Genomic DNA, 25,333 nt, shown 5'->3' with positions numbered 1-25,333 from the left:
ACCCGCCCACGCCGGACACCGGCCCGAGGGCCTGCCTCCCGGTGCTGTGACCGGGAAGGGAGCCCGCCGAGCCCGCCGGTGTGCGCGGCGGTGGACGGCTCCCGTCCCCCGCGCGGCGCCGCGACCGGACGGCTTCCGCGGCGTGCGCGGGGAGGGCCGCCACCCCGGCCGGGGAAGGGGCCGGGGAAACCGTTTCACGGGCACGCGTCCGTGCCCCATAGGATTGGCCCCAAACCACACACACTCACCCCAGAGGATCGCTGCATGCCTGGCATCACGCGCGAGGAGGTCGCCCACCTCGCCCGGCTGGCGCGTCTGGAGCTGAAGCCCGAAGAGCTCGACCACTTCGCAGGCCAGCTGGACGACATCATCGGCGCGGTGGCCCGCGTCAGCGAGGTCGCCGACCAAGACGTACCGCCGACCTCGCACCCGCTCCCGCTGACGAACGTCATGCGTCCGGACGAGGTCCGACCCTCGCTCACCCCCGAGCAGGCGCTCTCCGGCGCCCCGGCCCAGGAGCAGCAGCGTTTCAAGGTGCCGCAGATCCTGGGGGAGGACTAAGCAGTCATGACGGACATCATCAAGCTCACCGCCGCCGAGATCGCCGCGGGGATCGCCTCCGGCGAGCTCACGGCCGTCGAGGTCACCGAGGCCCACCTCGCCCGCATCGACGCGGTCGACGAGAAGGTGCACGCCTTCCTGCACGTCGACCGCGAGGGCGCGCTCGCCCAGGCCCGCGCCGTGGACGACAAGCGGGCCCGGGGCGAGAAGCTCGGCCCGCTGGCCGGCGTCCCCCTCGCGCTGAAGGACATCTTCACCACCGAGGGCATTCCCACCACCGTCGGCTCGAAGATCCTCGAGGGCTGGATCCCGCCGTACGACGCGACGCTCACCAAGAGCCTGAAGGACGCCGACGTCGTCATCCTCGGCAAGACCAACATGGACGAGTTCGCCATGGGGTCCTCCACCGAGAACAGCGCCTACGGCCCGACCGGCAACCCCTGGGACCTCACCAGGATCCCCGGCGGCTCCGGCGGCGGGTCCTCCGCAGCGCTCGCCGCCTTCGAGGCCCCCCTCGCCATCGGCACCGACACCGGCGGCTCGATCCGCCAGCCGGCCTCCGTCACCGGCACCGTCGGTGTGAAGCCCACCTACGGCGCGGTCTCCCGCTACGGCATGGTCGCCTTCTCCTCCTCCCTCGACCAGGGCGGCCCCTGCGCCCGCACGGTCCTGGACGCGGCCCTGCTGCACGAGGTGATCGCCGGACACGACCCGATGGACTCCACCTCCATCGACGCCCCGGTCCCGCCGGTCGTCGAGGCCGCCCGCAACGGCTCGGTCGCCGGTATGCGCGTCGGTGTCGTCAAGCAGTTCCGCGGCGAGGGCTACCAGGCCGGCGTCATCCAGCGGTTCGACGAGTCCGTCGAACTGCTCAAGGGGCTGGGCGCCGAGATCGTCGAGCTGGACTGCCCGTCCTTCGATCTCGCGCTGTCGGCCTACTACCTGATCGCGCCCTCCGAGTGCTCCTCCAACCTCGCCCGCTTCGACGGCCTGCGCTACGGCCTGCGGACCGGCGACGACGGGCAGCACTCCGCCGAGGAGGTCACCTCCCTCACCCGCGAGGCGGGCTTCGGCCCCGAGGTCAAGCGCCGCATCATGCTGGGCACCTACGCCCTGTCCAGCGGCTACTACGACGCGTACTACGGCAGCGCCCAGAAGGTCCGCACGCTCATCACGCGGGACTTCGAGAAGGCCTTCGAGCAGGTCGACGTGATCGTCTCGCCGACGACCCCGACCACCGCCTTCGCGATCGGCGAGCGCGCCGACGACCCGATGGCGATGTACCTCGCGGACCTGTGCACCATCCCGACCAACCTGGCCGGCAACGCGGCCATGTCCCTGCCCTGCGGCCTCGCCCCGGAGGACAACCTTCCCGTCGGCCTCCAGATCATCGCCCCGGCGATGCAGGACGACCGCCTGTACAAGGTGGGCGCGGCGGTCGAGGCGGCCTTCGTGGAAAGGTGGGGGCACCCGCTCCTGGAGGAGGCTCCGTCGCTGTGAGTGCACTGTCCAAGGCCAAGGGCTTCAAGAAGTCCAAGTCCGGCACGTACCTGACCATGGCCACCACCGCGTTCGGCGCGCTCGGTGTCGCCAAGCAGATCAAGAAGGCCCGCGCCGAGAACGACACGCTGCGCCTGATCGACGCCGCCGTGACCGCCGCCGGGATCGTCACCGGCCTCGCCATCCTCTACCGCGAGCTGAAGCGGCTGGGCGACGACGACGTCCTGCTGGGCTGAGAGGGAAGTTTTCACCGTGACCACCACGACCGACCTGGTGTCGTACGAGGACGCGCTGGCGTCGTACGACCCCGTCATGGGCCTTGAGGTCCATGTCGAACTCGGCACCAAGACCAAGATGTTCTGCGGTTGCCCGACCTCGCTCGGCGCCGACCCGAACGCGCAGACCTGCCCGGTCTGCCTCGGCCTGCCCGGCGCGCTCCCGGTCGTCAACGCGACCGGCGTCGAGTCGGCGATCAAGATCGGTCTCGCGCTGAACTGCGAGATCGCCGAGTGGTGCCGCTTCGCCCGGAAGAACTACTTCTATCCGGACATGCCGAAGAATTTCCAGACCTCCCAGTACGACGAGCCGATCGCCTTCGACGGCCATCTCGACGTGCAGCTGGAGGACGGTGAGATCTTCCGGGTGGACATCGAGCGGGCCCACATGGAGGAGGACACCGGCAAGTCGACGCACGTCGGCGGCGCCACCGGCCGGATCCACGGCGCGTCCCACTCCCTGCTGGACTACAACCGTGCCGGCATCCCGCTGATCGAGATCGTCACCAAGCCCATCGTGGGCGCCGGCGACCGGGCGCCCGAGGTGGCGAAGGCGTACGTCCGCGAGCTGCGCGAGCTCATCCGTGCCCTCGGGGTCTCCGAGGCCCGCATGGAGATGGGCCAGATGCGCTGCGACGTGAACCTGTCGCTCATGCCGCGGGGGTCCGAGAAGTTCGGCACCCGCTCGGAGACGAAGAACGTCAACTCGCTGCGCTCGGTGGAGCGCGCGGCCCGCTACGAGATCCAGCGGCACGCGGCGGTGCTGTCCTCGGGCGGCACGATCGTCCAGGAGACCCGCCACTTCCACGAGGACACGGGGTCGACGACCTCGGGCCGGGTGAAGGAGGAGGCCGAGGACTACCGGTACTTCCCGGAGCCGGACCTCGTCCCGGTGGCACCGTCCCGCGAGTGGGTCGAGAAGATCCGCGCGGCGCTCCCCGAGCTGCCGCTGGCCCGCCGCACCCGGCTGCTCGCCGAATGGGGCATCTCCACCACCGACATGCAGGCGATCCTCAACGCCGGCGCCCTGGACCCGATCGTCGCCACGATCGACGCCGGTGCCGACGCCGCGTCCGCCCGCAAGTGGTGGACGGGCGAGCTGGCGCGCAGCGCCAACGAGTCCGGCAAGGCCCTGGACGAGCTGGCCATCACCCCGGCGCAGGTGGCCCGGGTGGCCGAGCTGGTGGCGAAGGGCGACCTGAACGACAAGCTCGCCCGCCAGGTCATCGAGGGCGTCCTCGCCGGCGAGGGCACCCCGGACGAGGTCGTCGACAAGCGCGGTCTGAAGGTCGTCTCCGACGAGGGCGCGCTGGGTGCCGCCGTCGACGAGGCCATCGCCGGCAACCCGGGCGTCGCCGACAAGATCCGCGGCGGCAAGGTGGCCGCGGCCGGCGCCCTGGTCGGCGCGGTCATGAAGGCCACCCGCGGTCAGGCCGACGCGGCCCGCGTCAAGGAGCTGATCCTGCAGAAGCTGGGCGTCGACGGGGGCTGATCCGCGACGGTGCACGGGCCCCGGGGACACCCGTCCCCGGGGCCTTCGGCGTCCCGCGCCCGCCGGCGTACGCGCCGCGCCGCGGTACCCGGGCCCGTGCCGTCCGGTGACTCCCGCACGTCCATGCCGCCCTCGGGCAGGCGGGTGTCCGTGCTGCCGGGCGTTCCCGCCGCGGTCCCCGTCGGCTTTGCCGGCGGGATCGTGGCCTCCCCGCTGGTGCCGGGGACGGAGGCGCTACGCTCGCGCCACATGGATGGACGTGCCGATTCCGATGCCGCCCCGGGGACGACCGGGGATCCGGAGCCCGAGGAGCCCGAGGAGCCCGGGGGTCCGGGGGGTCCGGGGGATCCGGAGGAACGGGTCGGGGACGCGCGGCGGGCCCGCTGGGCGGCGGCCGGCACCGGTGCCCTGTTGACCTTCGCCGGCGTCGCCGCCGCGCTGATGCGGCTCACCGGCTCCGCGCCCGCCCTGGTGCCCGCCGCCTACGCCCTCGGTGCCGCGGGCTGTGCCGGCGCCGCCGCCCTCGGCTCGCGCGGACGCACCCGGCGCGCCCTGTGGCTGATGGTCGCCGGGGTGATGGTGATGGCACTCGGAGACCAGTTCGACTGATCGTGCGGCCGGGGTGACAGAGTTCACGTGGTTGTCCTGTGATGTGCCTCCCAGTGCTGTGAATAAGCCCACGAACTCGTCAAAGGATCATTTCCTCCTGCAAGAGTGGCTTTGCATTGCTCATGCGTTCTTTGCGGGCCTTTCGTGACATGGACGACTGTTCCCGGTCAAAGATCCACAATCAGCCATTCCGGGAGCATGTTCGTGGCAGCACTCGCCCGCTGGTGTGTCCAGCGCCGCCTCGTCGCCGTACTGCTGTGGCTCCTCGCCTTCGGCGGGGTGACCGCCGGCGCGGCGATCGCCGGTTCCGCGTACAGCAACGACTACGCGGTCCCCGGCACCGAGTCGGGCCGCGCCACCGAGCTGCTCCAGGAGGGCTTCCCGGGTCTGGGCGGCGACAGCGACACCGTCGTCTGGCACACCACGTCCGGCACCGTGCAGGACGCCGACGTCGAACAGACCATGACCGGCACCCTGGACCGGATCGCCGACCTGCCCGAGGTCGCGTCGGTGAGCGGGCCCTACGGCGGTACCGGCGCGGGCCGGGTCAGCGAGGACGGGCACACGGCGTACGCCACCGTCACCTTCGTGGACTCCGCCGAGAACATCTCGCCCGCCGAGGCGCGCTCCGTCGTCGACATAGCCAAGGCGGCCGAGACCGACGGGCTCCAGATCGAGCTGGGCGGCAGCGCCATCTCCGCCACCGAGTCCTCCGGCGGTCACCTCGCCGAGGTCGTCGGCGTGGTGGTCGCCGCGGTCGTGCTCTTCCTCGCCTTCGGCTCGCCCGCCGCCTCACTGCTGCCCATCGCCACCGCCCTCGTCGGCGTCGGCACCGCCTACGCGGGGATCGCGCTGCTCGGGCACGTCATGACCGTCGCCGACTTCGCCCCCATGCTCGGCATGCTGATCGGGCTCGGTGTCGGCATCGACTACGCGCTGTTCATCGTGACGCGGCACCGGCGTGGACTGAAACGGGGGCTCAGCGTCACCGAGGCCGTCACGAACGCCGTCGCCACGACCGGGCGGGCCGTGGTGTTCGCGGGTGCGACGGTGTGCATCGCACTGCTCGGCATGCTGATCCTGCGGCTGAGCTTCCTCAACGGCGTCGCCGTGGCCGCCTCACTGACCGTGGTGCTCACCGTCGCCGCGTCCGTCACCCTGCTGCCCGCCCTGCTGTCCTTCATCGGCATGCGTGCCCTGAGCCGCCGCGAGCGGCGCCGGCTCGCCGAGCACGGACCCGAACCGGAGCTGCCGACCGGGCTCGCCGCCCGCTGGTCGGCGTTCGTCGAGCGCCACCCCAAGCTGCTCGGCTCCCTCGCCCTCGGCGTCGTCACCCTCCTCGCCCTGCCCACGCTCTCCCTGCACCTGGGCACCTCCGACCAGGGCAACGACCCGCGGACCAGCACCACCCGGCAGGCCTACGACCTGCTCGCCGACGGCTTCGGGCCCGGCGTCAACGGTCCCCTGACCCTGGTGACGCCGGTGAACGGGGCCGAGGACCGACTCGCCCTGGACAGCCTCGACACCTCCCTGCGCGGCGCCGAGGGCGTCGCCTCGGTCACCCCGGTGACCTACAACTCCGGCGGCACCACCGCCTACCTCACCGTCGTCCCCGACTCCTCCCCGCAGTCGCGGGCGACCAGCGACCTCGTCGACCGGCTGCGCACCGATCTGCTGCCCCGGGCCGAGGCCGGGACCTCGCTCGACGTGCACGTCGGCGGCGTGACGGCGGCCTACGACGACTTCGCCGACGTGATCGTCGGCAAGCTGCCGGTCTTCGTCGGCGTCGTGATCGGACTCGGCTGCCTCCTGCTCCTGCTCGCCTTCCGGTCCGTCGGCATCCCGCTGAAGGCCGCCGCCATGAACGTCGCCGCCGTCGCCGCCGCCTTCGGCGTCGTCGTCGCGATCTTCCAGTGGGGCTGGGGCAGCGACATGCTCGGCCTGGGCCGTGCCGGTCCCATCGAGCCCTTCCTCCCCGTGATCATGGTCTCGGTCCTCTTCGGACTCTCCATGGACTACCAGGTCTTCCTGGTCAGCCGCATGTACGAGGAGTGGCTGGAGACGGGCGACAACCGGCGCGCGGTCCGCGTCGGCCTCGCCGAGACCAGCCGGGTGATCAACTCCGCCGCGGTCATCATGATCTCCGTCTTCCTCGCCTTCGTGCTCAGCGGCGACCGCGTCATCGCGATGTTCGGCATCGCCCTCGCCTCCGCCGTCGCCCTGGACGCGTTCGTCCTGCGCACCCTGCTCGTCCCCGCCCTGATGCACCTGCTCGGCGGCGCCAACTGGTGGCTGCCGCGCCGGCTGGACCGCATCCTGCCCCGGATCAGCATCGAGCCGCCCGAGTGCCGCGCCGCCGCGCATGAGAGGCTCACGGACGTCGTGGAGGTGCTGGAAAAGGAGCGGCGGCAGGATGTACGCGATATCCCTGGGTGACGACGGAGCAGAGCTGAAGCCGCTGGAGCCCTGGCACGCCGAGGAGTTCCTGGGCAACCTGGAGCGCGGCCGGCCGTTCATCAACCGGTACATCCCCTTCGGCTCCCAGGTCACCGACCTGGACACCGCGCGGGAGACCCTCCAGCGGTACGCCGGGATGCGCGCCGCCGACACGGCCTCCCACCACGGCATCTGGCTGGACGGGAAGCTCGTGGGCGGCGTGCTCGCCCTCGCCTTCGACGCGGAGCAGGGCACCTGCGAGGTCGGCTGCTGGCTGGAACCCGCCGCCACCGGCCGCGGACTGATCACCCGGGCGATGCGCGTACTCATCGACTGGGCGGTCGGGGAACGGGGCATCCACCGCGTCGAGTGGGTCGCCGCCTCCGGCAACACGCCCAGCATCAACGTGGCCCGGCGGCTCGGCATGACCCGCGACGGCGTCCGGCGCGCCGCCCACCTCCACCACGGCGTGCGGCACGACCTGGAGGTGTGGTCCGTACTCGCCCCCGAGTGGCGCGCGGCACATGCGCGTACCGCCCACGACGAGCGTTAAGGGACCTCTCAGACTTGCTCCGTACGGTGCGGGCCATGGGAACGAAGACAGTGGACGAGGCCGCCGGGACCCCGGCCGGCGAGACCCGCGCCGACGAGACGGGGACCGGCGGGGAGACCACCGCCGGCACCCCGGACGGCGGCGCCCCGGCCGACGAGGCGGACCGGACCGGGCAGGCGGCGGACGGGCCGGGTGCGACCGAGGAGGGCACCGGGCGGACCCCGGACAGGGACGAGGACGACGAGGACGACGAGGACGGCCCCGAGGGCACCGACGCCGGTCAGGGACCCTCCGGCGTCGGCCAGGGCGCGGGCGCCGTGGTCTCCGCCGCACTCGGCGTCGTCTCCCTCACCGGCGGCTGGATCGGCACCGTCGCCTCCGCCCGCGAGTCGCTCCTCGGCCAGCTGCAGACCTCGTCGTCCTCGGACATCGCCAAGATGATCAAGGAGGGCTACGGCGACGCCTGGCACGCCACCGCCCTGTGGGGCGGGCTGTTCGCGCTGCTCGCCCTGATCACCGGCGTCGTCGTGCTCGCCCGGCCCGCGTTCGGCGCGCCCGGCCGGCCACAGGCGCCGTGGATCAAGTCCGTCGCCTGGGCGGGTGTCGCGCTCGGCATCATCGGCCTCCTCCTGGCCGTCCTGAAGTACACCGACGTCCTGCTCGGTCTGCCGTCGGCCTGAGCGCTCCGCCGGGAGCATCGCCGCCGAACGGACGGTGGTGGGCCGCCTACTGGTACCAGGCGCACGACCCCGCCAAGGCCCTGCCCGCCGTCCTGGACGCCTCCGCCGAGGCCCGTGCCCGGCACGCCTACAGCGAGCAGCTGCCGAAGACCGCCAGCGTGCACGCCTCCAACATCCTCGCCAAGCTCTGCGTCGCGGGCCGCGGTGAGGCGGCGGCGCACCGGCTGGGACCGTTCCCCGCGAGGGCCGCGCAGGCGCCGGGCGCGCGATAATGGCCGGGAGCCCACCCTCCGGGAGGGCAGGTGACGGAGGCCTGCGCACACCGGGCCCGGCATCCGGTGCCGGGGACGTCCGTGCGGCTCCCACACCGCGCCTGGTCGTCCTCCTCCCGGACCCGGCCCCGGAGCAGTCGCACGTGCCGACCGACACCAGCGGGCTGCCGCGCGGCCCGGAAGGGGACAGCCGTGTTCAACGCCTTCGAGGAACTCTTCGCACCCGGCCGCAAACACACGCGTGACGAGCAGAACCGCCTGGAGCTGAGCCGGGAGGAGGTGGGCGACGCGGACCCCGGACGCGGGCCCGTAGACCTCGCGTCCGGAAAGGTGGTCGTACGGCGGCCCCCGGCCGACGCGCAGGACGGCGCGGCCGCCGGCGACGGGACCGCCGGGCCCGGCTGACCAACCCGGTCAGCTCACCCGGACCTCCAGGATCCGGTCGTCGCCGCCCGCCGGGTCGCCCCGGCCGTCGGTGTTGCTGGTCGTCAGCCACAGCTTGTCCCCGCCCGCCGGGACGACCGTGCGCAGCCGGCCGAACCGGCCCACCAGGAAGGCCTGCGGATCCGCCGACACCTCCGTGCCCTTCAGCGGGACGCGCCACAGCCGACGGCCCCGCAGCGACGCCATCCAGATCGACCCCTCGGCGTAGGCGATGCCGCTGGGGGAAGCCTCGTCGGGGTGCCACTGGGCGATCGGATCGTGCAGGCCGGGCGTGCCGGACCTGCCCTCCGCCCGCGGCCAGCCGTAGTCGTCACCTGGTGTGATCGCGTTCAGCTCGTCCCAGGTGTCCTGGCCGAACTCCGAGGCGAACAGGCGCTGCCTGGTGTCCCAGGCCAGGCCCTGCACATTGCGGTGGCCCAGGGAGTAGACGGGGGAGCCGGGGAAGGGGTTGCCGGGGGCCGGCTCGCCCTCGGGGGTCAGACGGAGGATCTTGCCGCCCAGCGAGTCCCTGTCCTGGGCGAGACCGCGCCGGCCGCTCTCTCCCGTGCCCGCGTAGAGCATCCCGTCGGGGCCGAAGGCGATCCGGCCGCCGTTGTGGATCACACCCTTGGGGATGCCCTTGAAGACGGTGTCCGGTGCGCCGAGTTGCTCACCCGCGGGCTTGTCCTCGTCGTAGAGCACGCGGACGATGCGGTTGTCCGACGCCGAGGTGAGGTACGCGTAGATCATGTGGTCGGAGGCGAAGTCCGGGGAGAGGGCGATACCGAGGAGGCCGCCCTCACCGGCCGCGTCCACACCGGACACCTCGCCCAGCTCGGTCTTCCGCCCGCTCCCGGCGTCGACACGGGTGATCGTGCCCGCGTCCCGCGAGGACACCAGCAGGTCGCCGTCCGGGAGCGGTGCCAGACCCCACGGCGTGTCCAGGCCCGTCGCGACGGTCCGCAGCACCTTCACCGACCCCTGCGCGGGCGGCGTCTGCTCGGCCGCGGCGGGCCCGGGGGCCCGCGTGCTCGCGCTGCCGGTGGAGCTCTGCCCGCCCCCGGCCGGCGGCCCTGGGACATCCGCGGAGCAGCCGGCCGTCAGCACCAGCACGGCGGCGGCCAGCACGGCCGGTACGGCTCGATGTCGCACGATCACGGTCCCTCCGACGCGGCCCGGCTCAGTCCCACGATCCCCGCGCCGCGGGCAGGGCCGCAACCTCCGCCAGGTCCTCGGCCGTCAGCCGCAGGTCCGCGGCGCCCGCGTTCTCCGCCACCCAGCGCTCCTGCTTCGCGCCCGGCACCGGAACCACGTGGCGGCCCTGGGCCAGGACCCAGGCGAGGGCGATCTGGCCCGGGGTGACCGACGCACCGTGCCGGGCGGCGATCCGGCGCAGACCGGCGACGATCGGCTGGTTGGCGGCCATCATCTCGGCGGTGAAGCGGGGATGGCGGGCGCGCATGTCGTCCGGTTCGAAGCCCTCGCCCGGGGTGAGTGTGCCGGTCAGGAAGCCGTTGCCGAGCGGCATCGCCGCCAGGAAGCCGACGCCGCGCGCGGCGCACCACGGCAGCAGCGTCCGGAGCGCCTCCGGCGACCACACCGACAGTTCCGCCTGCACCGCGCCGACCGGGAAGACCTGCTGGACCCGCTGGAGCTGCCGGATCGTGGTGTCGTACAGCCCGGCCCCGGTGCGGCGGCCCCCGCGCACCCCGACCGCGCACAGGCCGAGGGCCCGGACCTTGCCCGCCCCGACCAGCTCCGCCATCGCCCCCCACGTCTCCTCGACCGGGACCTCCGGATCGGCGCGGTGCAGCTGGTACAGGTCGATGACGTCCGTCTGGAGCCGGCGCAGCGAGGCGTCGCAGGCCCGCTTCACATACCCGGGGCGGCCGTTGGCCACGATGTGCTGCTCGCCCGCCAGCAGGCCGACCTTGGTGGACACGAAGGCATCCGCCCGGCGCTCCTTCAACACCCGCCCCAGCAGCAGTTCGTTGGTGAACGGGCCGTACATGTCGGCGGTGTCCAGCAGTGTCGAGCCCAGGTCCAGCGCCCGGCCGACCGCCCGCACGGACTGCTCGCCCCGCTGCCGCGACCCGCTGTACGCCCAGCTCATCGGCATGCACCCGAGTCCGACGGCTCCCACCGGGAGCGCCGTCGCGCCGATCGTCCTGCGCTCCACCTGCTCGTGACCCTCCCTCTGCCGGCGTCCCCAACCTAACCTCTGCGTGTCCGCGGACCTGACATAGCCTCCTGACATGACTGCTGACGTGTGGCTGCCCCTCCGCGCCGACGAGATCGACGGACTCCCCGAGGGCCTGAACTACCGCTTCTGGGACGGCGGGGAGGACTTCCCGGCCGACCCGGCCGACTGCACGTACTACGTCGTGCCCTACATGAAGCCCGGCGGCATCGGCGTACGCCCGCTGCCCGGGATGACGTCCGTCGAGGTGGTGCAGACCCTCTCCGCCGGCATCGACCACGTGGAGCCCGGCCTGAAGCACCTGCGTCCCGGTGTACGGCTGTGCAACGCGCGCGGCGTGCACGAGGCGAGCACCGCGGAACTGACCCTGGCACTGGTCCTGGCCTCCCTGCGCGGCATCCCCGACTACGTCCGCGCGCAGGAACGCGGCGAGTGGCGGGGCGGCTTCCGGCCCGCGCTGGCCGACCGGAACGTCCTCATCGTGGGCTACGGCGCGATCGGCTCTGCGATCGAGGACCGGCTCACGCCCTTCGAGCTCGCGCACGTCGCACGCGTCGCGCGCTCCGCGCGCACCACGGCGCGCGGTCCCGTGCACCCGTTCACCGACCTGCCCGTGCTGCTGCCCGAGGCCGACGTCGTCATCCTGTCCGTGCCGCTGACGGAGACCACCCGGGGTCTGGCCGACGGCGCGTTCCTGTCCCGTATGAAGGAGGGCGCCCTGCTCGTGAACGTCGCCCGCGGGCCCGTGGTCGACACCAAGGCGCTGCTGGCGGAGCTGGAGACCGGACGGATCACCGCGGCGCTCGACGTCACCGATCCCGAGCCGCTGCCCCGGGACCATCCCCTGTGGCGCGCGCCGGGCGTGCTCGTCAGCCCCCATGTCGGCGGGCCCACCTCCGCCTTCCTGCCGCGTGCCAAGCGACTGCTGGTGGACCAGTTGACGCGATTCGTGAACCGGGAGCCTCTGCGCAACGTGATCCTGACGACGGGCGCGTGACCCTGTTCGCACACCCTCCGCAGTCCTTCGAACGCGGCCCGTGCCCACGTTCCCGCTGGTCGTCACGGAGCGTAGAGAAGCTATGTCCCTGAGTGACGATACTGGTGTATCGTCCCGACAGGGGCTGCGCCGCGCGCACCGTTCGGCGCCGGGGATGGACATTGCAGACTGGTGAGGGGGGCGACGGGCGATGCACGGCCTATGGGCGAACGATCCGACGCGGCGGGACCACCGGCAGCGACCCTGGCACACAGTCGCACGCAGACGCGGTCACCACGCCGATCACAACAGCCACCCCACTCTTCCGGCCCCCTGCGGCCGGCGCAGCGGTCGGCACACCCCGCACCCACGCCCGCCGGCCGTCCGCCGAGGGCTCCCGTGCCCGGTGCACCGCAGCCCCAGGGGCCGGGGGACGGCGCGGACCGGGAGGGCCCGGTGAACTCGCCGCCCCCGGTGACCGCCCTCGGCGCGGCACTACGGGCGCAGACGTCCGCACAGGCACCCCCACCCCGTGGGCCGGTCCCCGGGGACGGGGCGAGCACGGTCCACCAGCTGCTGCTTGCCGTGGTGTGCGCGGGGTACGCCGTCGGCTCCGCCCTCGGCTGGGGGTCGGACCGGCTCGCGCTCGTCATGGGCGACTTCGGGCTGGCCGGCGCGGCGGGCACGGCCGCGGTGTCCTGCTTCCTCTACGCGCGCTCCCGGCGCGTCCGCTTTCGACCGGCCTGGCTGCTGTTCGCCCTGTCCTCGGCGATGGCGGCCCTGGGCAACGGCATCTGGGGGTGGTACGAGGTCGTGCTCGACCTGCCCGTGCCCAGCCCCTCCTACGCCGACCTGTTCTTCCTGTGCTTCGCGCCGCCCGCCATCGTGGGGCTGCTGGTCCTCGCCAAGAGGCCGGTGACCAAGGCCGGCTGGGTCTGCCTGGTGCTCGACGCCTGGCTGATCGCGGGCTCCCTGCTCACCCTGTCCTGGAGTCTCGCGCTGGCCCAGGCCGCCGCGTTCGACGGCCCGAGCGTCGCGCACGTGGCGCTGTCGCTGGCGTACCCGCTGCTCGACATCGCCCTGGTGAGCATGGTGCTGGTGCTGCACTTCCGGCGCTCGGCGGTGAACCGCACGGCCGTCAACACCGCGGTCGGCGCGCTCGCCCTGACCGTGATGTGCGACGCGATGTTCACCTCGCCGCTGCTGCACAACAGCTACCGCTCCGGCCAGTTGCTCGACGCGGGCTGGTTCGCCGGCTCGCTGCTCCTCGCCTACGCCCCCTGGGCCGCCCGCCACCGGCCCGACGGCCACGGGCACACGCGCGTGGTCCACGAGCACCTGCCCGGCCGGAGCCCTGCCGGCCGGCCACTGCCGCCGGGGGGCGAACAGGGGCGCTTTCCGGCCACCCGGCCCATCACCGGGTCCCTCGCCGCGCTCACGCCGTACCTCGCCGCCGCGGTCTGCACCCTGGGGATCCTCTACAACGTCCTCAACGGCCGCAGCGTCTCCCGCGTGGTGCTGCTGACCGGCGGCACCGTCGTGCTCGCCCTCGTGGTCCGCCAGGGGATCATGCTGCTCGACAACATCACCCTCACCCAGGAACTCGCGCAGAAGGAGAACCACTTCCGCTCCCTGGTGCAGGGCTCCAGCGACGTCATCATGATCGCCGCGCCCAACGGCATCCTCCGGTACGTCTCCCCGGCCGCGGCCGGGGTCTACGGCCGTCCCGCCGAGGAACTGGTGGGCACCGAGCTGGCCCACCTCATCCACCCGGACGATCTGGGCTGCGTGCTGCACGAGGTGCGCCGCTTCCTCGCCGCCAGTCCGGCCGAGGAGGCGACCACGCGCATCGAGTGCCGCTTCCGCTCGGGCGGCGGGAGAGGCTGGCTGAACGTCGAGTCCACCGTCAACCGCCACCAGGGCGGCCTCATCTTCAACAGCCGGGACGTGACCGAACGCGTCCGCCTCCAGGCGCAGTTGCAGCACAACGCCGAGCACGACCCGCTCACCGACCTGCCCAACCGCGCCCTGTTCACCCGGCGCGTGCAGCAGGCCCTGTCCGGACGCCGCGCCACGGACCGGGGCACCGCCCTGCTCAACACGGCCGTCCTCTTCATCGACCTCGACGGCTTCAAGGCCGTCAACGACACCATCGGGCACCAGGCCGGCGACGCGCTGCTCGTCCAGGCCGCCCGCAGACTCCAGGACGCGGTCCGCCAGGGGGACACCGCGTCCCGGCTGGGCGGCGACGAGTTCGCGGCCCTGATCGCCGGCGACGGCACGCGTGACCGCACGGCACGCGAACGCCACATCCTGGAGCTGGCCGACCGTCTCAGGGGCACGCTCTCCCAGCCCTATCTCATCGACGGCAACGACGTCCGGGTCAACGCCTCCATCGGCGTCGCCTTCGCCGAACCGGGCCTGGGCGCGGCCGAGCTGCTGCGCAACGCCGACCTCGCGATGTACCGGGCCAAGGCGGGCGGCAAGGGCCGCGTGGAGCTGTACCAGCCGCAGATGCAGCACGACGTCGTCCGCAAGGCCGAGCTGGCCACCCGGCTGCGGGCCGCGCTGCACGACGGCGAGTTCACCCTGCTGCACCAGCCCGTGGTCGGGCTGGAGGACGGCCGGATCACGGCGGTCGCCGCCCAGGCCCGCTGGCGCTCCTCGCAGGGCGTGCTGTTCACGCCCGCCGAGTTCCTGCGGGTCGCCGAGGACAGCGACAAGACCGCCGAGCTGGGCCGCTGGATGCTCCAGGAGGCCGTCGAGCAGGCCGCCGAGCGCACCGCGGCCGGTGTCGCGGTGCCCGTGGCCGTCCGCGTCTCCGCCCGGCGCCTGCTGGACCGGTCGATGCCGCTCGGCTCGATCGAAGCGCTGCTGAACCGGCACGGCCTGCCGTCCGGTTCGCTGGTCATGGAACTGGCCGACCTCGACCCCCGGGTGCCGATGGACGAGCTGGAGCGCAGGCTGACAGCGCTCCGGCGGATCGGCGTACGCATCGCGCTCGACGGCTTCGGTACGGGCTGCGCGTCCGTCACGGCGCTGCGGCGGCTCCCCGTGGACCTGCTGAAACTCGACCGCACCCTGGTCGAGGGAGTCGTGGAGTCGACGCGGCTTCGCAAGATCACCGCCGGTCTGCTCAGGATCGCCGGCGACCTCGGACTCCAGTCCGTGGCCGAGGGTGTGGACCTGCCCGAGCAGATCGTCGCCCTGCGTGCGATGGGCTGCACGCACGGACAGGGGATGGCGTTCGCCGGTCCGCTGGACGAGTACCGGCTGCGCAGAGCGCTCGGATCCGGTCATTTCCCGGTGCCGCACACGCCGGCCGAACCGGCCCTCGCGGGCGGCGGTGCAGGGGTGTACACCGGGGGTGTGTCCGTGGTTCTGGGCCGCGGCGCACTCGGTGGAACTGCACTGCGCTCACATGATGAGACTCCCGTCCCACCCACTTGACACCGGGTGCGTGCCGGGGGGAGGGTCTGTGCCATGCGCACCCGAATTCTCGTACTTGGAAAGCGCGTCGGCTGACGCTGAGCCTCTGATCGCTCAGCGAACCCACCCGGCGCGCTCCCCTCGCTTGCCTTACGGCACGAGGGGTTTTTTGTTGCACCAGCAACAGCCGCACTTCGCCCGAACTTCGCAAAAACCCTCAGCATCGAGAAGAGAATGCCGATGACCGAGCAGGCCACCGGGGCCCATCATCCGCAGCCGCGGCCCCGATCCGGAGGACAGCAGCCGACGCCCGTCGAGCACGTCACGGGTGCGCAGTCCCTCATCCGCTCTCTCGAGGAGGTCGGCGCCGACACGGTGTTCGGCATTCCCGGCGGTGCGATCCTGCCGGCGTACGACCCGCTGATGGACTCCTCCCGGGTGCGCCACGTCCTGGTCCGCCACGAACAGGGCGCCGGACACGCGGCCACCGGCTACGCGCAGGCCACCGGCAAGGTCGGGGTGTGCATGGCCACCTCCGGCCCGGGGGCGACCAACCTGGTCACGCCGATCGCGGACGCCCACATGGACTCGGTCCCGATGGTCGCGATCACCGGCCAGGTCGCGTCCACGTCGATCGGTACGGACGCCTTCCAGGAGGCGGACATCGTCGGCATCACCATGCCGATCACCAAGCACAACTTCCTGGTCACCAGGGCCGAGGACATCCCGCGGGTGATCGCGCAGGCATTCCACATCGCCTCCACCGGCCGCCCGGGCCCGGTCCTGGTCGACATCTCCAAGGACGCCCTCCAGGCGAGGACCACCTTCTCCTGGCCGCCCACGATGGACCTGCCCGGCTACCGCCCGGTGACCAAGCCGCACGCCAAGCAGATCCGCGAGGCCGCGAAGCTCATCACCTCCGCCAGGCGGCCCGTCCTCTACGTCGGCGGTGGCGTCCTGAAGGCCAAGGCCACCACCGAGCTGAAGGTCCTCGCCGAACTCACCGGCGCGCCGGTCACCACCACCCTCATGGGGCTCGGCGCGTTCCCCGACAGCCACCCGCTGCACGTGGGGATGCCGGGCATGCACGGTGCGGTCACCGCTGTCACCGCGCTGCAGAAGTCCGACCTGATCGTCGCCCTCGGCGCCCGCTTCGACGACCGCGTCACCGGCAAGCTGGACAGCTTCGCCCCGTACGCCAAGATCGTCCACGCCGACATCGACCCGGCGGAGATCGGCAAGAACCGCGTCGCCGACGTGCCCATCGTCGGCGACGCCCGCGAGGTCATCGCCGACCTGGTCCAGGCCGTGCAGAAGGAGCACAGCGACGGGCACCGCGGCGACTACAGCGCCTGGTGGAAGGACCTCAGCCGCTGGCGCGAGACCTACCCGCTCGGCTACGACCAGCCGGACGACGGTTCGCTCTCCCCCCAGCAGGTCATCGAGCGTATCGGGCAGCTCGCTCCCGAGGGCACCGTGTTCGCGGCGGGCGTGGGCCAGCACCAGATGTGGGCCGCGCACTTCATCCAGTACGACAGGCCCGCCACCTGGCTGAACTCGGGCGGCGCCGGGACCATGGGCTACGCCGTCCCGGCCGCCATGGGCGCCAAGGCCGGTGTGCCGGACCGGGCCGTCTGGGCCATCGACGGCGACGGCTGTTTCCAGATGACCAACCAGGAACTGACCACCTGCGCGCTCAACAACATCCCGATCAAGGTCGCCGTCATCAACAACGGTGCCCTCGGCATGGTTCGCCAGTGGCAGACCCTGTTCTACAACCAGCGCTACTCCAACACGGTCCTGCACTCCGGTCCGGAGCACGACGGCAAGGAACCCGCGCAGGGCACCCGCATCCCCGACTTCGTGAAGCTGTCCGAGGCCATGGGCTGCCACGCCATCCGCTGCGAGGACCCCGCCGACCTCGACAAGGTCATCGAAGAGGCGAACGCGGTCAACGACCGCCCCGTGGTCGTCGACTTCATCGTCCACCAGGACGCCATGGTCTGGCCGATGGTCGCCGCCGGCACCTCCAACGACGAGATCATGGCCGCCCGGGACGTCCGCCCCGACTTCGGCGACAACGAAGACGACTGAGCGAGAAGAGAGCCTCACGACCATGTCCAAGCACACGCTCTCCGTCCTGGTGGAGAACACGCCCGGCATCCTCGCCCGCATCGCAGCACTGTTCTCCCGCCGCGGGTTCAACATCGACTCGCTCGCCGTGGGCGTCACCGAGCACCCCGACATCTCCCGCATCACCATCGTGGTGAACGTCGAGGACCTGCCACTGGAGCAGGTGACCAAGCAGCTCAACAAGCTCGTCAACGTGCTGAAGATCGTCGAGCTGGAGCCGTCGCAGGCCGTTCAGCGCGAACTCGTTCTGGTGAAGGTGCGCGCCGACAACGAGACGCGCTCCCAGGTGGTCGAGATCGTCCAGCTGTTCCGAGCCAAGACCGTCGACGTCTCCCCGGAGGCCGTCACGATCGAGGCCACGGGCAGCAACGACAAGCTGTCGGCGATGCTCAAGATGCTGGAGCCGTACGGCATCAAGGAGCTCGTCCAGTCCGGGACGATCGCGATCGGCCGCGGTGCCCGTTCCATCACCGACCGCTCGCTGCGCGCTCTCGACCGCAGCGCCTGACACGGCGCACGGGCGGCCCGCCGTCACCGGGGCCGCCCCGGACGGCGCCCGTATACCGAGACCCCGAGACGTCCCTTCCCCCCGCCGTCATACGGTGGGACGCAACACCAGCACCCCGAGGAGAGAACCCAAAGTGGCCGAGCTGTTCTACGACGCCGACGCCGACCTGTCCATCATCCAGGGCCGCAAGGTCGCGGTCATCGGCTACGGCAGCCAGGGCCACGCCCACGCCCTGTCGCTGCGCGACTCCGGCGTCGACGTGCGCGTGGGTCTGCACGAGGGCTCCAAGTCCAAGGCGAAGGCCGAGGAGCAGGGCCTGCGCGTGGTGACCCCGGCGGAGGCCGCCGCCGAGGCCGACGTCATCATGATCCTCGTCCCGGACCCCATCCAGGCCCAGGTCTACGAGGAGTCCATCGCCCCGAACCTGAAGGACGGCGACGCGCTGTTCTTCGGCCACGGCTTCAACATCCGCTTCGGCTTCATCAAGCCCCCGGCCGGCGTGGACGTCTGCATGGTCGCGCCGAAGGGCCCGGGCCACCTGGTGCGCCGCCAGTACGAGGAGGGCCGCGGCGTTCCCTGCATCGCCGCCGTAGAGCAGGACGCGAGCGGCAACGCCTTCGCGCTGGCCCTGTCGTACGCCAAGGGCATCGGCGGTACCCGCGCCGGCGTCATCAAGACCACCTTCACGGAGGAGACCGAGACCGACCTGTTCGGTGAGCAGGCCGTGCTGTGCGGTGGTACGGCCGCGCTGGTGAAGGCGGGCTTCGAGACCCTGGTCGAGGCCGGCTACCAGCCGGAGATCGCCTACTTCGAGTGCCTGCACGAGCTCAAGCTGATCGTCGACCTCATGTACGAGGGCGGCCTGGAGAAGATGCGCTGGTCGGTCTCCGAGACCGCCGAGTGGGGCGACTACGTCACGGGCCCGCGGATCATCACCGACGCCACCAAGGCCGAGATGAAGCAGGTCCTCGCGGAGATCCAGGACGGCACCTTCGCCCGCAACTGGATGGACGAGTACCACGGCGGTCTGAAGAAGTACAACGAGTACAAGCAGCAGGACTCCGAGCACCTGCTGGAGACCACCGGCAAGCAGCTGCGCAAGCTGATGAGCTGGGTGAACGAGGAGGCGTAAGCCTCACGACGGGGGCCGGGGCGGTTGCTCCGGCCCCCCGTTGTCCACCCTGTCCAGCCACGGACGGGTGATCCTTCCGCCGAGGCGCAGGACGACCGTCGCCGCGCTACTACACTTCTCCACAACACGCGTCAGGCCCACAGCGTCGTGCGTCTTCCACGCGGCAAGCCCCCCTCCACCGCCTGCGGCCGTCGGGACGGCCGTCCGCATCGCACATGTGAGGACTCACGTGAGCTCGAAACCTGTCGTACTCATCGCTGAAGAGCTGTCGCCCGCCACCGTCGACGCGCTCGGCCCGGACTTCGAGATCCGGCGCTGCAACGGGGCGGACCGCTCCGAGCTGCTGCCGGCCATCGCCGACGTGGACGCGGTCCTGATCCGCTCGGCCACCAAGGTCGACGCGGAGGCCGTCGCCGCCGCGAAGCGTCTCAAGGTCGTCGCGCGAGCCGGCGTCGGCCTGGACAACGTCGACGTCTCCGCCGCCACCAAGGCCGGCGTGATGGTCGTCAACGCCCCCACCTCCAACATCGTGACCGCCGCCGAGCTGGCCTGCGGTCTGATCCTCGCCACCGCCCGCAACATCCCGCAGGCCAACGCCGCGCTGAAGAACGGCGAGTGGAAGCGCAGCAAGTACACCGGTGTGGAACTCGCCGAGAAGACCCTCGGTGTCGTCGGCCTGGGCCGCATCGGTGCTCTCGTCGCCCAGCGCATGTCCGCCTTCGGCATGAAGGTCGTCGCCTACGACCCCTACGTGCAGCCCGCGCGTGCCGCCCAGATGGGTGTGAAGGTGCTGTCGCTGGACGAGCTGCTGGAGGTCTCCGACTTCATCACCGTCCACCTGCCCAAGACCCCCGAGACGATCGGCCTGATCGGCGACGAGGCGCTGCGCAAGGTCAAGCCGGGCGTCCGCGTCGTCAACGCCGCGCGCGGCGGCATCGTCGACGAGGAGGCGCTGTACGCGGCGCTGAAGGAGGGCCGGGTGGCCGGCGCCGGCCTCGACGTGTACGCGAAGGAGCCCTGCACGGACTCCCCGCTGTTCGAGTTCGACCAGGTCGTGGCCACCCCGCACCTGGGCGCCTCCACCGACGAGGCCCAGGAGAAGGCCGGCATCGCCGTGGCCCGCTCGGTGCGCCTGGCGCTCGCCGGCGAACTGGTCCCCGACGCCGTGAACGTCCAGGGCGGTGTCATCGCCGAGGACGTCAAGCCGGGCCTGCCGCTCGCGGAGCGCCTCGGCCGTATCTTCACCGCGCTCGCCGGGGAGGTCGCGGTCCGCCTCGATGTCGAGGTCTACGGCGAGATCACCCAGCACGACGTGAAGGTGCTGGAGCTCTCCGCCCTCAAGGGCGTCTTCGAGGACGTCGTCGACGAGACGGTCTCCTACGTCAACGCCCCGCTGTTCGCGCAGGAGCGCGGTGTCGAGGTCCGCCTCACCACCAGCTCCGAGTCGGCGGACCACCGCAACGTGGTCACCGTGCGCGGCACGCTCTCCGGTGGCGAGGAGGTCTCGGTCTCCGGCACGCTGGCCGGCCCCAAGCACGTCCAGAAGATCGTCGCCGTCGGCGACTACGACGTCGACCTGGCGCTCGCCGACCACATGGTGGTGCTCAAGTACGAGGACCGTCCGGGTGTCGTGGGCACCGTCGGCCGCATCCTCGGCGAGGCCGGCATCAACATCGCCGGGATGCAGGTCGCCCGTGCGGCGGCCGGCGGCGAGGCGCTCGCGGTGCTCACGGTCGACGACACGGTGGGCGCCGCTGTGCTGGCCGAGCTCGCGAGCGAGATCGGTGCCACGTCCTCCCGCTCGGTGAACCTCGTCTGAGGTCCCGCACCGTTCGGTGACCGGCGGCCGAGGCCGCCGGCGCCGGGGGTTCCCGCCCCCGCCTCCCGTTCGTCGCGAACGGGTTCGTCCTGCGCACACGCCGGACGGGCCGCCCGGCCCGTCCGGCTTTCCGCGTCGTGCCGCGCGCCCTCGGGCGACGATCCTCCCTGTGCCGCCTGCCCGTCCCGCCACCCGCACCCCGCGCAGTGCCCGGGCCGCCAGGGCGGCCTCGCCGCATCCCGGAGGACCGGCCCGGGAAACCGTCGGCGCCGAGGGCCGCTGCCGCCAGACCGTTCTCAACGGGCTGGTGGTCACAGTCGCGCCCCCTTCAGGGCCATGTGCAGCAGCAGGCGGTCCTCGCCGTCGTCGAGGTCCAGGCCCGTCAGCTGCTCCACCCGGGAGAGGCGGTAGTACAGGGTCTGGCGGTGGATGCCGAGCGCGGCGGCGGTGCGGCCGGCCTGGCCCGCGTGGTCGAGGTACGTCTCCGCCGTGCGGGCGAGTTCCTGGTGGGCGGGGGCCAGCAGCGGGGCCACGGCGGGGTCCCGGGCGGTCGCCGCGGGCAGCGAGGCCAGCAGCCGGTAGGGGCCGATGCGGGACCACTCGGCGACCGGGCCGAGGCGGGGTTCGGCGAGTGCGGCGCGGGCTGCCGCGGAGGCCTCCTGCCAGGAGTCGCCCACCTCGGCGAGACCGGTGCGTACCTCGCCGACGCCAGCCGCGCCGGTGCCCTCCTTCAGCAGGCGTGAGGCCGCGGTCAGCGCCGGCAGGCGCACGTCCGTCGAGCGCAGTCGCACCAGGACCGCCAGGCACTGTCCCGCAGTGCCCCACGGCACTGTGCACAGCGCGGTCGCGTGCGGCACCGTCCGGGCCGACGGGGCGTCGTCGGGGTCGGCCGACGGCCAGGGCGCGACGCAGACCACGGTGTGCGGGCCCTCCGCACGCGGGCCCAGCGCGGTGCGCAGTGCGGCCACCGCCATGTCCTGCTGCCAGCCCCGTTCGGCGGTCAGAACCGCCCGGAACTCCCGGGTGAGGTCGGCGCCGTGCTGGACCTCGTCGGCGAGCAGCGCGCCGATCCGGGCCGTCACCTCCATGGCCGCGGCCAACCGGGCGTCGGTGGGGCCGGGGTCGTCGTCCAGCAGCCAGACGTAGCCGAGGACGACACCGCGGTGGCGTACGGGCAGGCAGATCCGCCCCCGGTACACCCCGGCCTCCGGCGTCGGCGGGATGCGGACGGGACCGGAGGCGCGGGCGATGCCGAAGCCCTCGAACCAGGTGCGGACCGCGGTGGTGGACCGCCGGGTCAGGATCGAGCGGGTGCGGACGGGGTCCAGGGCCGACGGATCGAGGTCGCCCTCACTGTCGTACACCCCGAAGGCGATCAGCTCGAAGTCGCGGTTCTCCAGCGTCGCGGGCGCGCCCAGCAGCTCCGAGATCTCGTCGACCAGTTCCTGGTAGTCACTCCTGTGCTCCGCGGTCATCCGGGTATTGTCCCGCACGACCCCGCCGCCTTCATACACCTGTCTGAGATCTCGGGCACGGATGCGTGACAGCTGTCGATGGCCGACGATCGGAGGGATCCTTAGGTTTCACGGTGGTTCTCCGTGCCGTCCCCCGGTCGTGGGGTAGCGGCCGTCTTCTGGCAGTTTGTGGAGGTGCCCCGTGCTGGGTCCCGTGATTCTCGCCGCGTCGCGCAGCGACCGGATGCGACGCCTGATCTCGGCGGCCCCGGTGACCAAGCAGGTCGTCGACCGCTTCATCCCCGGTGAGACCGTCGGCGACATCGTGCCGATCATCAAGGAGCTGACGGCCAAGGGGCTGGAGCTGACGATGGACGTCGTCGGCGAGGACATCACCACCCCCGAGCAGGCCGCTGCCGCACGGGACTCCTACCTGCAGCTCATCGGGCGTCTGAAGGAGCTGGAGCTCGGCGAGCGGGTCGAGATGTCGGTGAAGCTGTCGATGTTCGGTCAGGCGCTGGAGGGCGGCCACGAGCTGGCCCTCGGCAACGTCCGTCCGGTCGTCGAGGCCGCCGCCGCCATCGGGACGACGGTCACGCTCGACGCGGAGGACCACACCACCCTCGACTCGATGTTCGCCATCCACGAGGAGCTGCGGAAGGACTACCCGCAGACCGGCTGCGTGATCCAGGCCTACCTCTTCCGCACCGAGGCCGACGCCCGCCGCCTCGCCGCGGAAGGAAGCCGTGTGCGGCTGGTGAAGGGCGCCTACAAGGAGCCCGCGGAGGTCGCCTACCAGCAGAAGCACGAGATCGACAAGGCGTACGTCCGTATCCTGCGGATCCTGATGGAGGGCAGCGGGTACCCGATGATCGGCTCGCACGACCCGCGCCTGATCTCCATCGCCCAGGAACTGGCCCGCGCGGCCGGGCGCAAGCTGGACGAGTACGAGTTCCAGATGCTGTACGGCATCCGCAGCGGCGAGCACCTGCGGCTGGCCGCCGAAGGCCACCGCATGCGTGTCTACACCGCCTACGGCACCGACTGGTACGGCTACTTCATGCGCCGCCTCGCGGAGAAGCCGGCCAACCTGCGCTTCTTCCTGCGCTCGATGGTCAGCAAGGGCTGAGCCCCGCACACGCTCGCAACACCGCTCAAGTCAAGGAGTTACGGAACCCATGGACGCTGTGACCCAGGTCCCCACCCCCGTCAACGAGCCGGTGCACGGCTACGCCCCCGGCTCGCCCGAGCGGGCCCGTCTGGAGGCCAGGCTGAAGGAGCTGGCCGAGAACCCCATCGATCTGCCGTGCACCATCGGCGGTGAGAAGCGGATGGGCGGCGGCGAGGCCTTCCAGGTCGTGCAACCGCACGACCACAAGTCGGTCCTCGGCACCTACCGCAACGCCACGCAGTCGGACGCCCGGGACGCCATCGACGCGGCCCTGGCCGCCGCGCCGGCCTGGCGCGCGATGTCCTTCGACGACCGCGCGGCGATCATCCTGCGCGCCGCCGAGCTGCTGGCCGGTCCGTGGCGCGAGACCCTGGCCGCCTCCACCATGCTCGGCCAGTCCAAGACGGCCCAGCAGGCCGAGATCGACACCCCCTGCGAGCTGGTGGACTTCTGGCGCTTCAACGTCGCCTACGCCCGCCAGATCCTGGCCGAGCAGCCGCCGGCCAACTCCCCGGGCGTGTGGAACCGCCTCGACCACCGCCCGCTGGAGGGCTTCGTCTACGCGATCACGCCGTTCAACTTCACGGCCATCGCGGGCAACCTGCCCACGGCCCCGGCGCTCATGGGCAACGTCGTGGTGTGGAAGCCGTCCCCGACGCAGACCCATGCCGCCGTGCTGCTGATGCGGCTGCTGGAGGAGGCCGGTCTGCCCAAGGGCGTCATCAACCTGGTCACCGGTGACGGCATCGCCGTCTCCGAGGTCGCCCTGAACCACCGCGACCTGGCCGGCATCCACTTCACCGGCTCGACCAGGACCTTCCAGTACCTGTGGAAGACGGTCGGCGCCAACATCGAGAAGTACCGCTCCTACCCGCGCCTGGTCGGCGAGACCGGCGGCAAGGACTTCGTCGTCGCCCACCCGAGCGCGGACCGCGCCGTGCTGAAGACCGCCCTGACCCGCGGCGCCTTCGAGTACCAGGGCCAGAAGTGCTCGGCGACCTCCCGGGCGTACGTCCCGGCGTCGATCTGGAACGACGGCTTCAAGGAGGAGTTCGCGGCCGAGGTCGACCGCATCACCATGGGTAACGTGACGGACCTGTCGAACTTCGTCGGTGCCGTCATCGACGAGCGTGCCTTCGCCAAGAACAAGGCCGCCATCGACCGTGCCCACGAGGACCCGGCCTGCACGGTCGTAGCGGGCGGCTCCTACGACGACTCGGTCGGCTACTTCGTCCGCCCGACCGTCATCGAGTGCACCGACCCGGAGAACGAGGTGTTCACGACCGAGTACTTCGGCCCGATCCTCGCCGTGCACGTGTACGACGACGAGAAGTACGACGAGATGCTGACCCAGATGGAGTCCGTCTCCGACTACGCCCTGACCGGTTCGGTCGTCTCGGGCGACCGCGCGGCCGCCGCGTACACGATGGAGAAGCTGCGCTACGCCGCGGGCAACTTCTACATCAACGACAAGTCGACCGGCGCCGTCGTCGGCCAGCAGCCCTTCGGCGGCGGCCGGGCCTCCGGCACCAACGACAAGGCCGGTGCCCCGCAGAACCTGATGCGCTGGACGCTGACCCGCGCCATCAAGGAGACGCTGGTCGCGCCGACCGACTACACCTACCCGCACATGGGCTGACGCCCGCGCGGCATGCCGCGGTGAACGGCCGGGGGCCGGGCCCGCGGGGCACTCGGGAACGAGCGCGCCCC

The 25,333-nt window shown here is 71.9% G+C and carries 20 protein-coding genes and 1 pseudogene; 18 read left to right on the top strand and 3 right to left on the bottom strand.

The genetic code is table 11. The features are described from left to right. Positions 1-264: 264 nt before the first annotated feature. The 10 genes and pseudogenes from gatC (at position 265) to I3F54_RS22110 (ending at position 8,783) form a co-directional block, all read left to right on the top strand. Positions 265-561 carry an Asp-tRNA(Asn)/Glu-tRNA(Gln) amidotransferase subunit GatC gene (gene gatC / locus I3F54_RS22150; protein WP_031117542.1) on the top strand — a complete coding sequence of 99 codons (297 nt, stop codon included), beginning with the start codon at positions 265-267 and terminating at the stop codon, positions 559-561. Between the two features lie 6 nt (positions 562-567). After that, on the top strand, positions 568-2,061 hold the full coding sequence (gatA, locus tag I3F54_RS22145; RefSeq protein WP_240120587.1) for an Asp-tRNA(Asn)/Glu-tRNA(Gln) amidotransferase subunit GatA: 1,494 nt from the start codon (positions 568-570) through the stop codon (positions 2,059-2,061). Continuing rightward, complete coding sequence (locus I3F54_RS22140; protein WP_240120586.1) at positions 2,058-2,297, top strand: hypothetical protein; 240 nt, start codon at positions 2,058-2,060, stop codon at positions 2,295-2,297. Before gatA ends, I3F54_RS22140 begins: the two co-directional genes overlap by 4 nt. 16 nt (positions 2,298-2,313) lie before the next feature. Further along, positions 2,314-3,828 carry an Asp-tRNA(Asn)/Glu-tRNA(Gln) amidotransferase subunit GatB gene (gatB, locus tag I3F54_RS22135; RefSeq protein ID WP_240120585.1) on the top strand — a complete coding sequence of 505 codons (1,515 nt, stop codon included), beginning with the start codon at positions 2,314-2,316 and terminating at the stop codon, positions 3,826-3,828. Positions 3,829-4,077: 249 nt separating this feature from the next. After that, on the top strand, positions 4,078-4,437 hold the full coding sequence (locus tag I3F54_RS22130) for a hypothetical protein (protein ID WP_240120584.1): 360 nt from the start codon (positions 4,078-4,080) through the stop codon (positions 4,435-4,437). 204 nt (positions 4,438-4,641) lie between these two features. Further along, positions 4,642-6,873, top strand: coding sequence for an MMPL family transporter (locus tag I3F54_RS22125; RefSeq protein ID WP_240120583.1), 2,232 nt, complete (start codon positions 4,642-4,644; stop codon positions 6,871-6,873). Next, positions 6,851-7,426: a GNAT family N-acetyltransferase gene (locus I3F54_RS22120; protein WP_240120582.1), complete on the top strand. Its 576-nt coding sequence runs from the start codon at positions 6,851-6,853 to the stop codon at positions 7,424-7,426. The genes I3F54_RS22125 and I3F54_RS22120 overlap by 23 nt, the downstream gene beginning before the upstream one ends. Before the next feature lie 35 nt (positions 7,427-7,461). Next, positions 7,462-8,106 (top strand): hypothetical protein, encoded by a 645-nt coding sequence (locus tag I3F54_RS22115; protein WP_240120581.1) that lies wholly within the window; start codon positions 7,462-7,464, stop codon positions 8,104-8,106. Further along, a pseudogene (locus tag I3F54_RS32550) lies at positions 8,052-8,378 on the top strand (hypothetical protein); the annotation flags it as partial. The gene I3F54_RS22115 and the pseudogene I3F54_RS32550, both read left to right, overlap by 55 nt. A 192-nt stretch (positions 8,379-8,570) precedes the next feature. Continuing rightward, positions 8,571-8,783, top strand: coding sequence for a DUF6191 domain-containing protein (locus tag I3F54_RS22110; RefSeq protein WP_240120580.1), 213 nt, complete (start codon positions 8,571-8,573; stop codon positions 8,781-8,783). A gap of 9 nt (positions 8,784-8,792) precedes the next feature. On the opposite strand, the gene I3F54_RS22105 is transcribed toward I3F54_RS22110, so the two are convergent. Then, on the bottom strand, positions 8,793-9,959 hold the full coding sequence (locus I3F54_RS22105; RefSeq protein WP_240120579.1) for a sorbosone dehydrogenase family protein: 1,167 nt from the start codon (positions 9,957-9,959) through the stop codon (positions 8,793-8,795). A 22-nt stretch (positions 9,960-9,981) separates the two neighbouring features. Next, positions 9,982-10,980 (bottom strand): aldo/keto reductase, encoded by a 999-nt coding sequence (locus tag I3F54_RS22100; protein ID WP_240120578.1) that lies wholly within the window; start codon positions 10,978-10,980, stop codon positions 9,982-9,984. Between the two features lie 76 nt (positions 10,981-11,056). Here I3F54_RS22100 and I3F54_RS22095 point away from each other — a divergent pair, with 76 nt between their 5' ends. The 6 genes from I3F54_RS22095 to serA all read left to right on the top strand — a co-directional run bounded on the left by I3F54_RS22095 (position 11,057) and on the right by serA (position 20,998). Further along, the gene (locus I3F54_RS22095; protein ID WP_240120577.1) at positions 11,057-11,998 is read left to right on the top strand and encodes a 2-hydroxyacid dehydrogenase; all 942 of its coding nucleotides are present in this window, start codon (positions 11,057-11,059) and stop codon (positions 11,996-11,998) included. A 435-nt stretch (positions 11,999-12,433) separates the two neighbouring features. Then, the gene (locus tag I3F54_RS22090) at positions 12,434-15,427 is read left to right on the top strand and encodes an EAL domain-containing protein (RefSeq protein ID WP_240120576.1); all 2,994 of its coding nucleotides are present in this window, start codon (positions 12,434-12,436) and stop codon (positions 15,425-15,427) included. 219 nt (positions 15,428-15,646) lie between these two features. Next, positions 15,647-17,500 carry an acetolactate synthase large subunit gene (locus I3F54_RS22085; protein WP_240120575.1) on the top strand — a complete coding sequence of 618 codons (1,854 nt, stop codon included), beginning with the start codon at positions 15,647-15,649 and terminating at the stop codon, positions 17,498-17,500. A gap of 22 nt (positions 17,501-17,522) precedes the next feature. Continuing rightward, positions 17,523-18,047 carry an acetolactate synthase small subunit gene (gene ilvN / locus I3F54_RS22080; RefSeq protein ID WP_240120574.1) on the top strand — a complete coding sequence of 175 codons (525 nt, stop codon included), beginning with the start codon at positions 17,523-17,525 and terminating at the stop codon, positions 18,045-18,047. Positions 18,048-18,180: 133 nt separating this feature from the next. Beyond that, complete coding sequence (ilvC, locus tag I3F54_RS22075; protein ID WP_240120573.1) at positions 18,181-19,179, top strand: ketol-acid reductoisomerase; 999 nt, start codon at positions 18,181-18,183, stop codon at positions 19,177-19,179. A 229-nt stretch (positions 19,180-19,408) separates the two neighbouring features. Further along, positions 19,409-20,998, top strand: coding sequence for a phosphoglycerate dehydrogenase (serA, locus tag I3F54_RS22070; RefSeq protein WP_240120572.1), 1,590 nt, complete (start codon positions 19,409-19,411; stop codon positions 20,996-20,998). Positions 20,999-21,309: 311 nt separating this feature from the next. Here serA and I3F54_RS22065 read toward each other — a convergent pair whose 3' ends face one another. Next, positions 21,310-22,473 (bottom strand): CdaR family transcriptional regulator, encoded by a 1,164-nt coding sequence (locus I3F54_RS22065; protein ID WP_240120571.1) that lies wholly within the window; start codon positions 22,471-22,473, stop codon positions 21,310-21,312. A gap of 181 nt (positions 22,474-22,654) precedes the next feature. Here I3F54_RS22065 and I3F54_RS22060 point away from each other — a divergent pair, with 181 nt between their 5' ends. Continuing rightward, a complete protein-coding gene (locus tag I3F54_RS22060) occupies positions 22,655-23,581 on the top strand; it encodes a proline dehydrogenase family protein (RefSeq protein WP_240120570.1) in 927 nt (308 codons plus the stop codon). A gap of 49 nt (positions 23,582-23,630) precedes the next feature. Continuing rightward, positions 23,631-25,262: an L-glutamate gamma-semialdehyde dehydrogenase gene (gene pruA / locus I3F54_RS22055; RefSeq protein WP_240120569.1), complete on the top strand. Its 1,632-nt coding sequence runs from the start codon at positions 23,631-23,633 to the stop codon at positions 25,260-25,262. Positions 25,263-25,333: the final 71 nt, after the last annotated feature.

This window comes from Streptomyces sp. MUM 2J, assembly GCF_022414535.1.
Classification (GTDB): Bacteria; Actinomycetota; Actinomycetes; order Streptomycetales; family Streptomycetaceae; genus Streptomyces.
The sequence above is the reverse complement of the archived record's forward strand: the minus strand, read 5'-3'. Positions and strand labels throughout refer to the sequence as shown.

Bases quoted from the DNA above. Each gene is read 5' to 3' on its own strand.
- gatC (WP_031117542.1), top strand. From the start codon at position 265: ATGCCTGGCATCACGCGCGAGGAGGTCGCCCACCTCGCCCGGCTGGCG.
- gatA (WP_240120587.1), top strand. From the start codon at position 568: ATGACGGACATCATCAAGCTCACCGCCGCCGAGATCGCCGCGGGGATC.
- I3F54_RS22130 (WP_240120584.1), top strand. From the start codon at position 4,078: ATGGATGGACGTGCCGATTCCGATGCCGCCCCGGGGACGACCGGGGAT.
- I3F54_RS22120 (WP_240120582.1), top strand. From the start codon at position 6,851: ATGTACGCGATATCCCTGGGTGACGACGGAGCAGAGCTGAAGCCGCTG.
- I3F54_RS22115 (WP_240120581.1), top strand. From the start codon at position 7,462: ATGGGAACGAAGACAGTGGACGAGGCCGCCGGGACCCCGGCCGGCGAG.
- I3F54_RS22095 (WP_240120577.1), top strand. From the start codon at position 11,057: ATGACTGCTGACGTGTGGCTGCCCCTCCGCGCCGACGAGATCGACGGA.
- I3F54_RS22085 (WP_240120575.1), top strand. From the start codon at position 15,647: ATGACCGAGCAGGCCACCGGGGCCCATCATCCGCAGCCGCGGCCCCGA.
- ilvN (WP_240120574.1), top strand. From the start codon at position 17,523: ATGTCCAAGCACACGCTCTCCGTCCTGGTGGAGAACACGCCCGGCATC.
- I3F54_RS22065 (WP_240120571.1), bottom strand. From the start codon at position 22,473: ATGACCGCGGAGCACAGGAGTGACTACCAGGAACTGGTCGACGAGATC.
- pruA (WP_240120569.1), top strand. From the start codon at position 23,631: ATGGACGCTGTGACCCAGGTCCCCACCCCCGTCAACGAGCCGGTGCAC.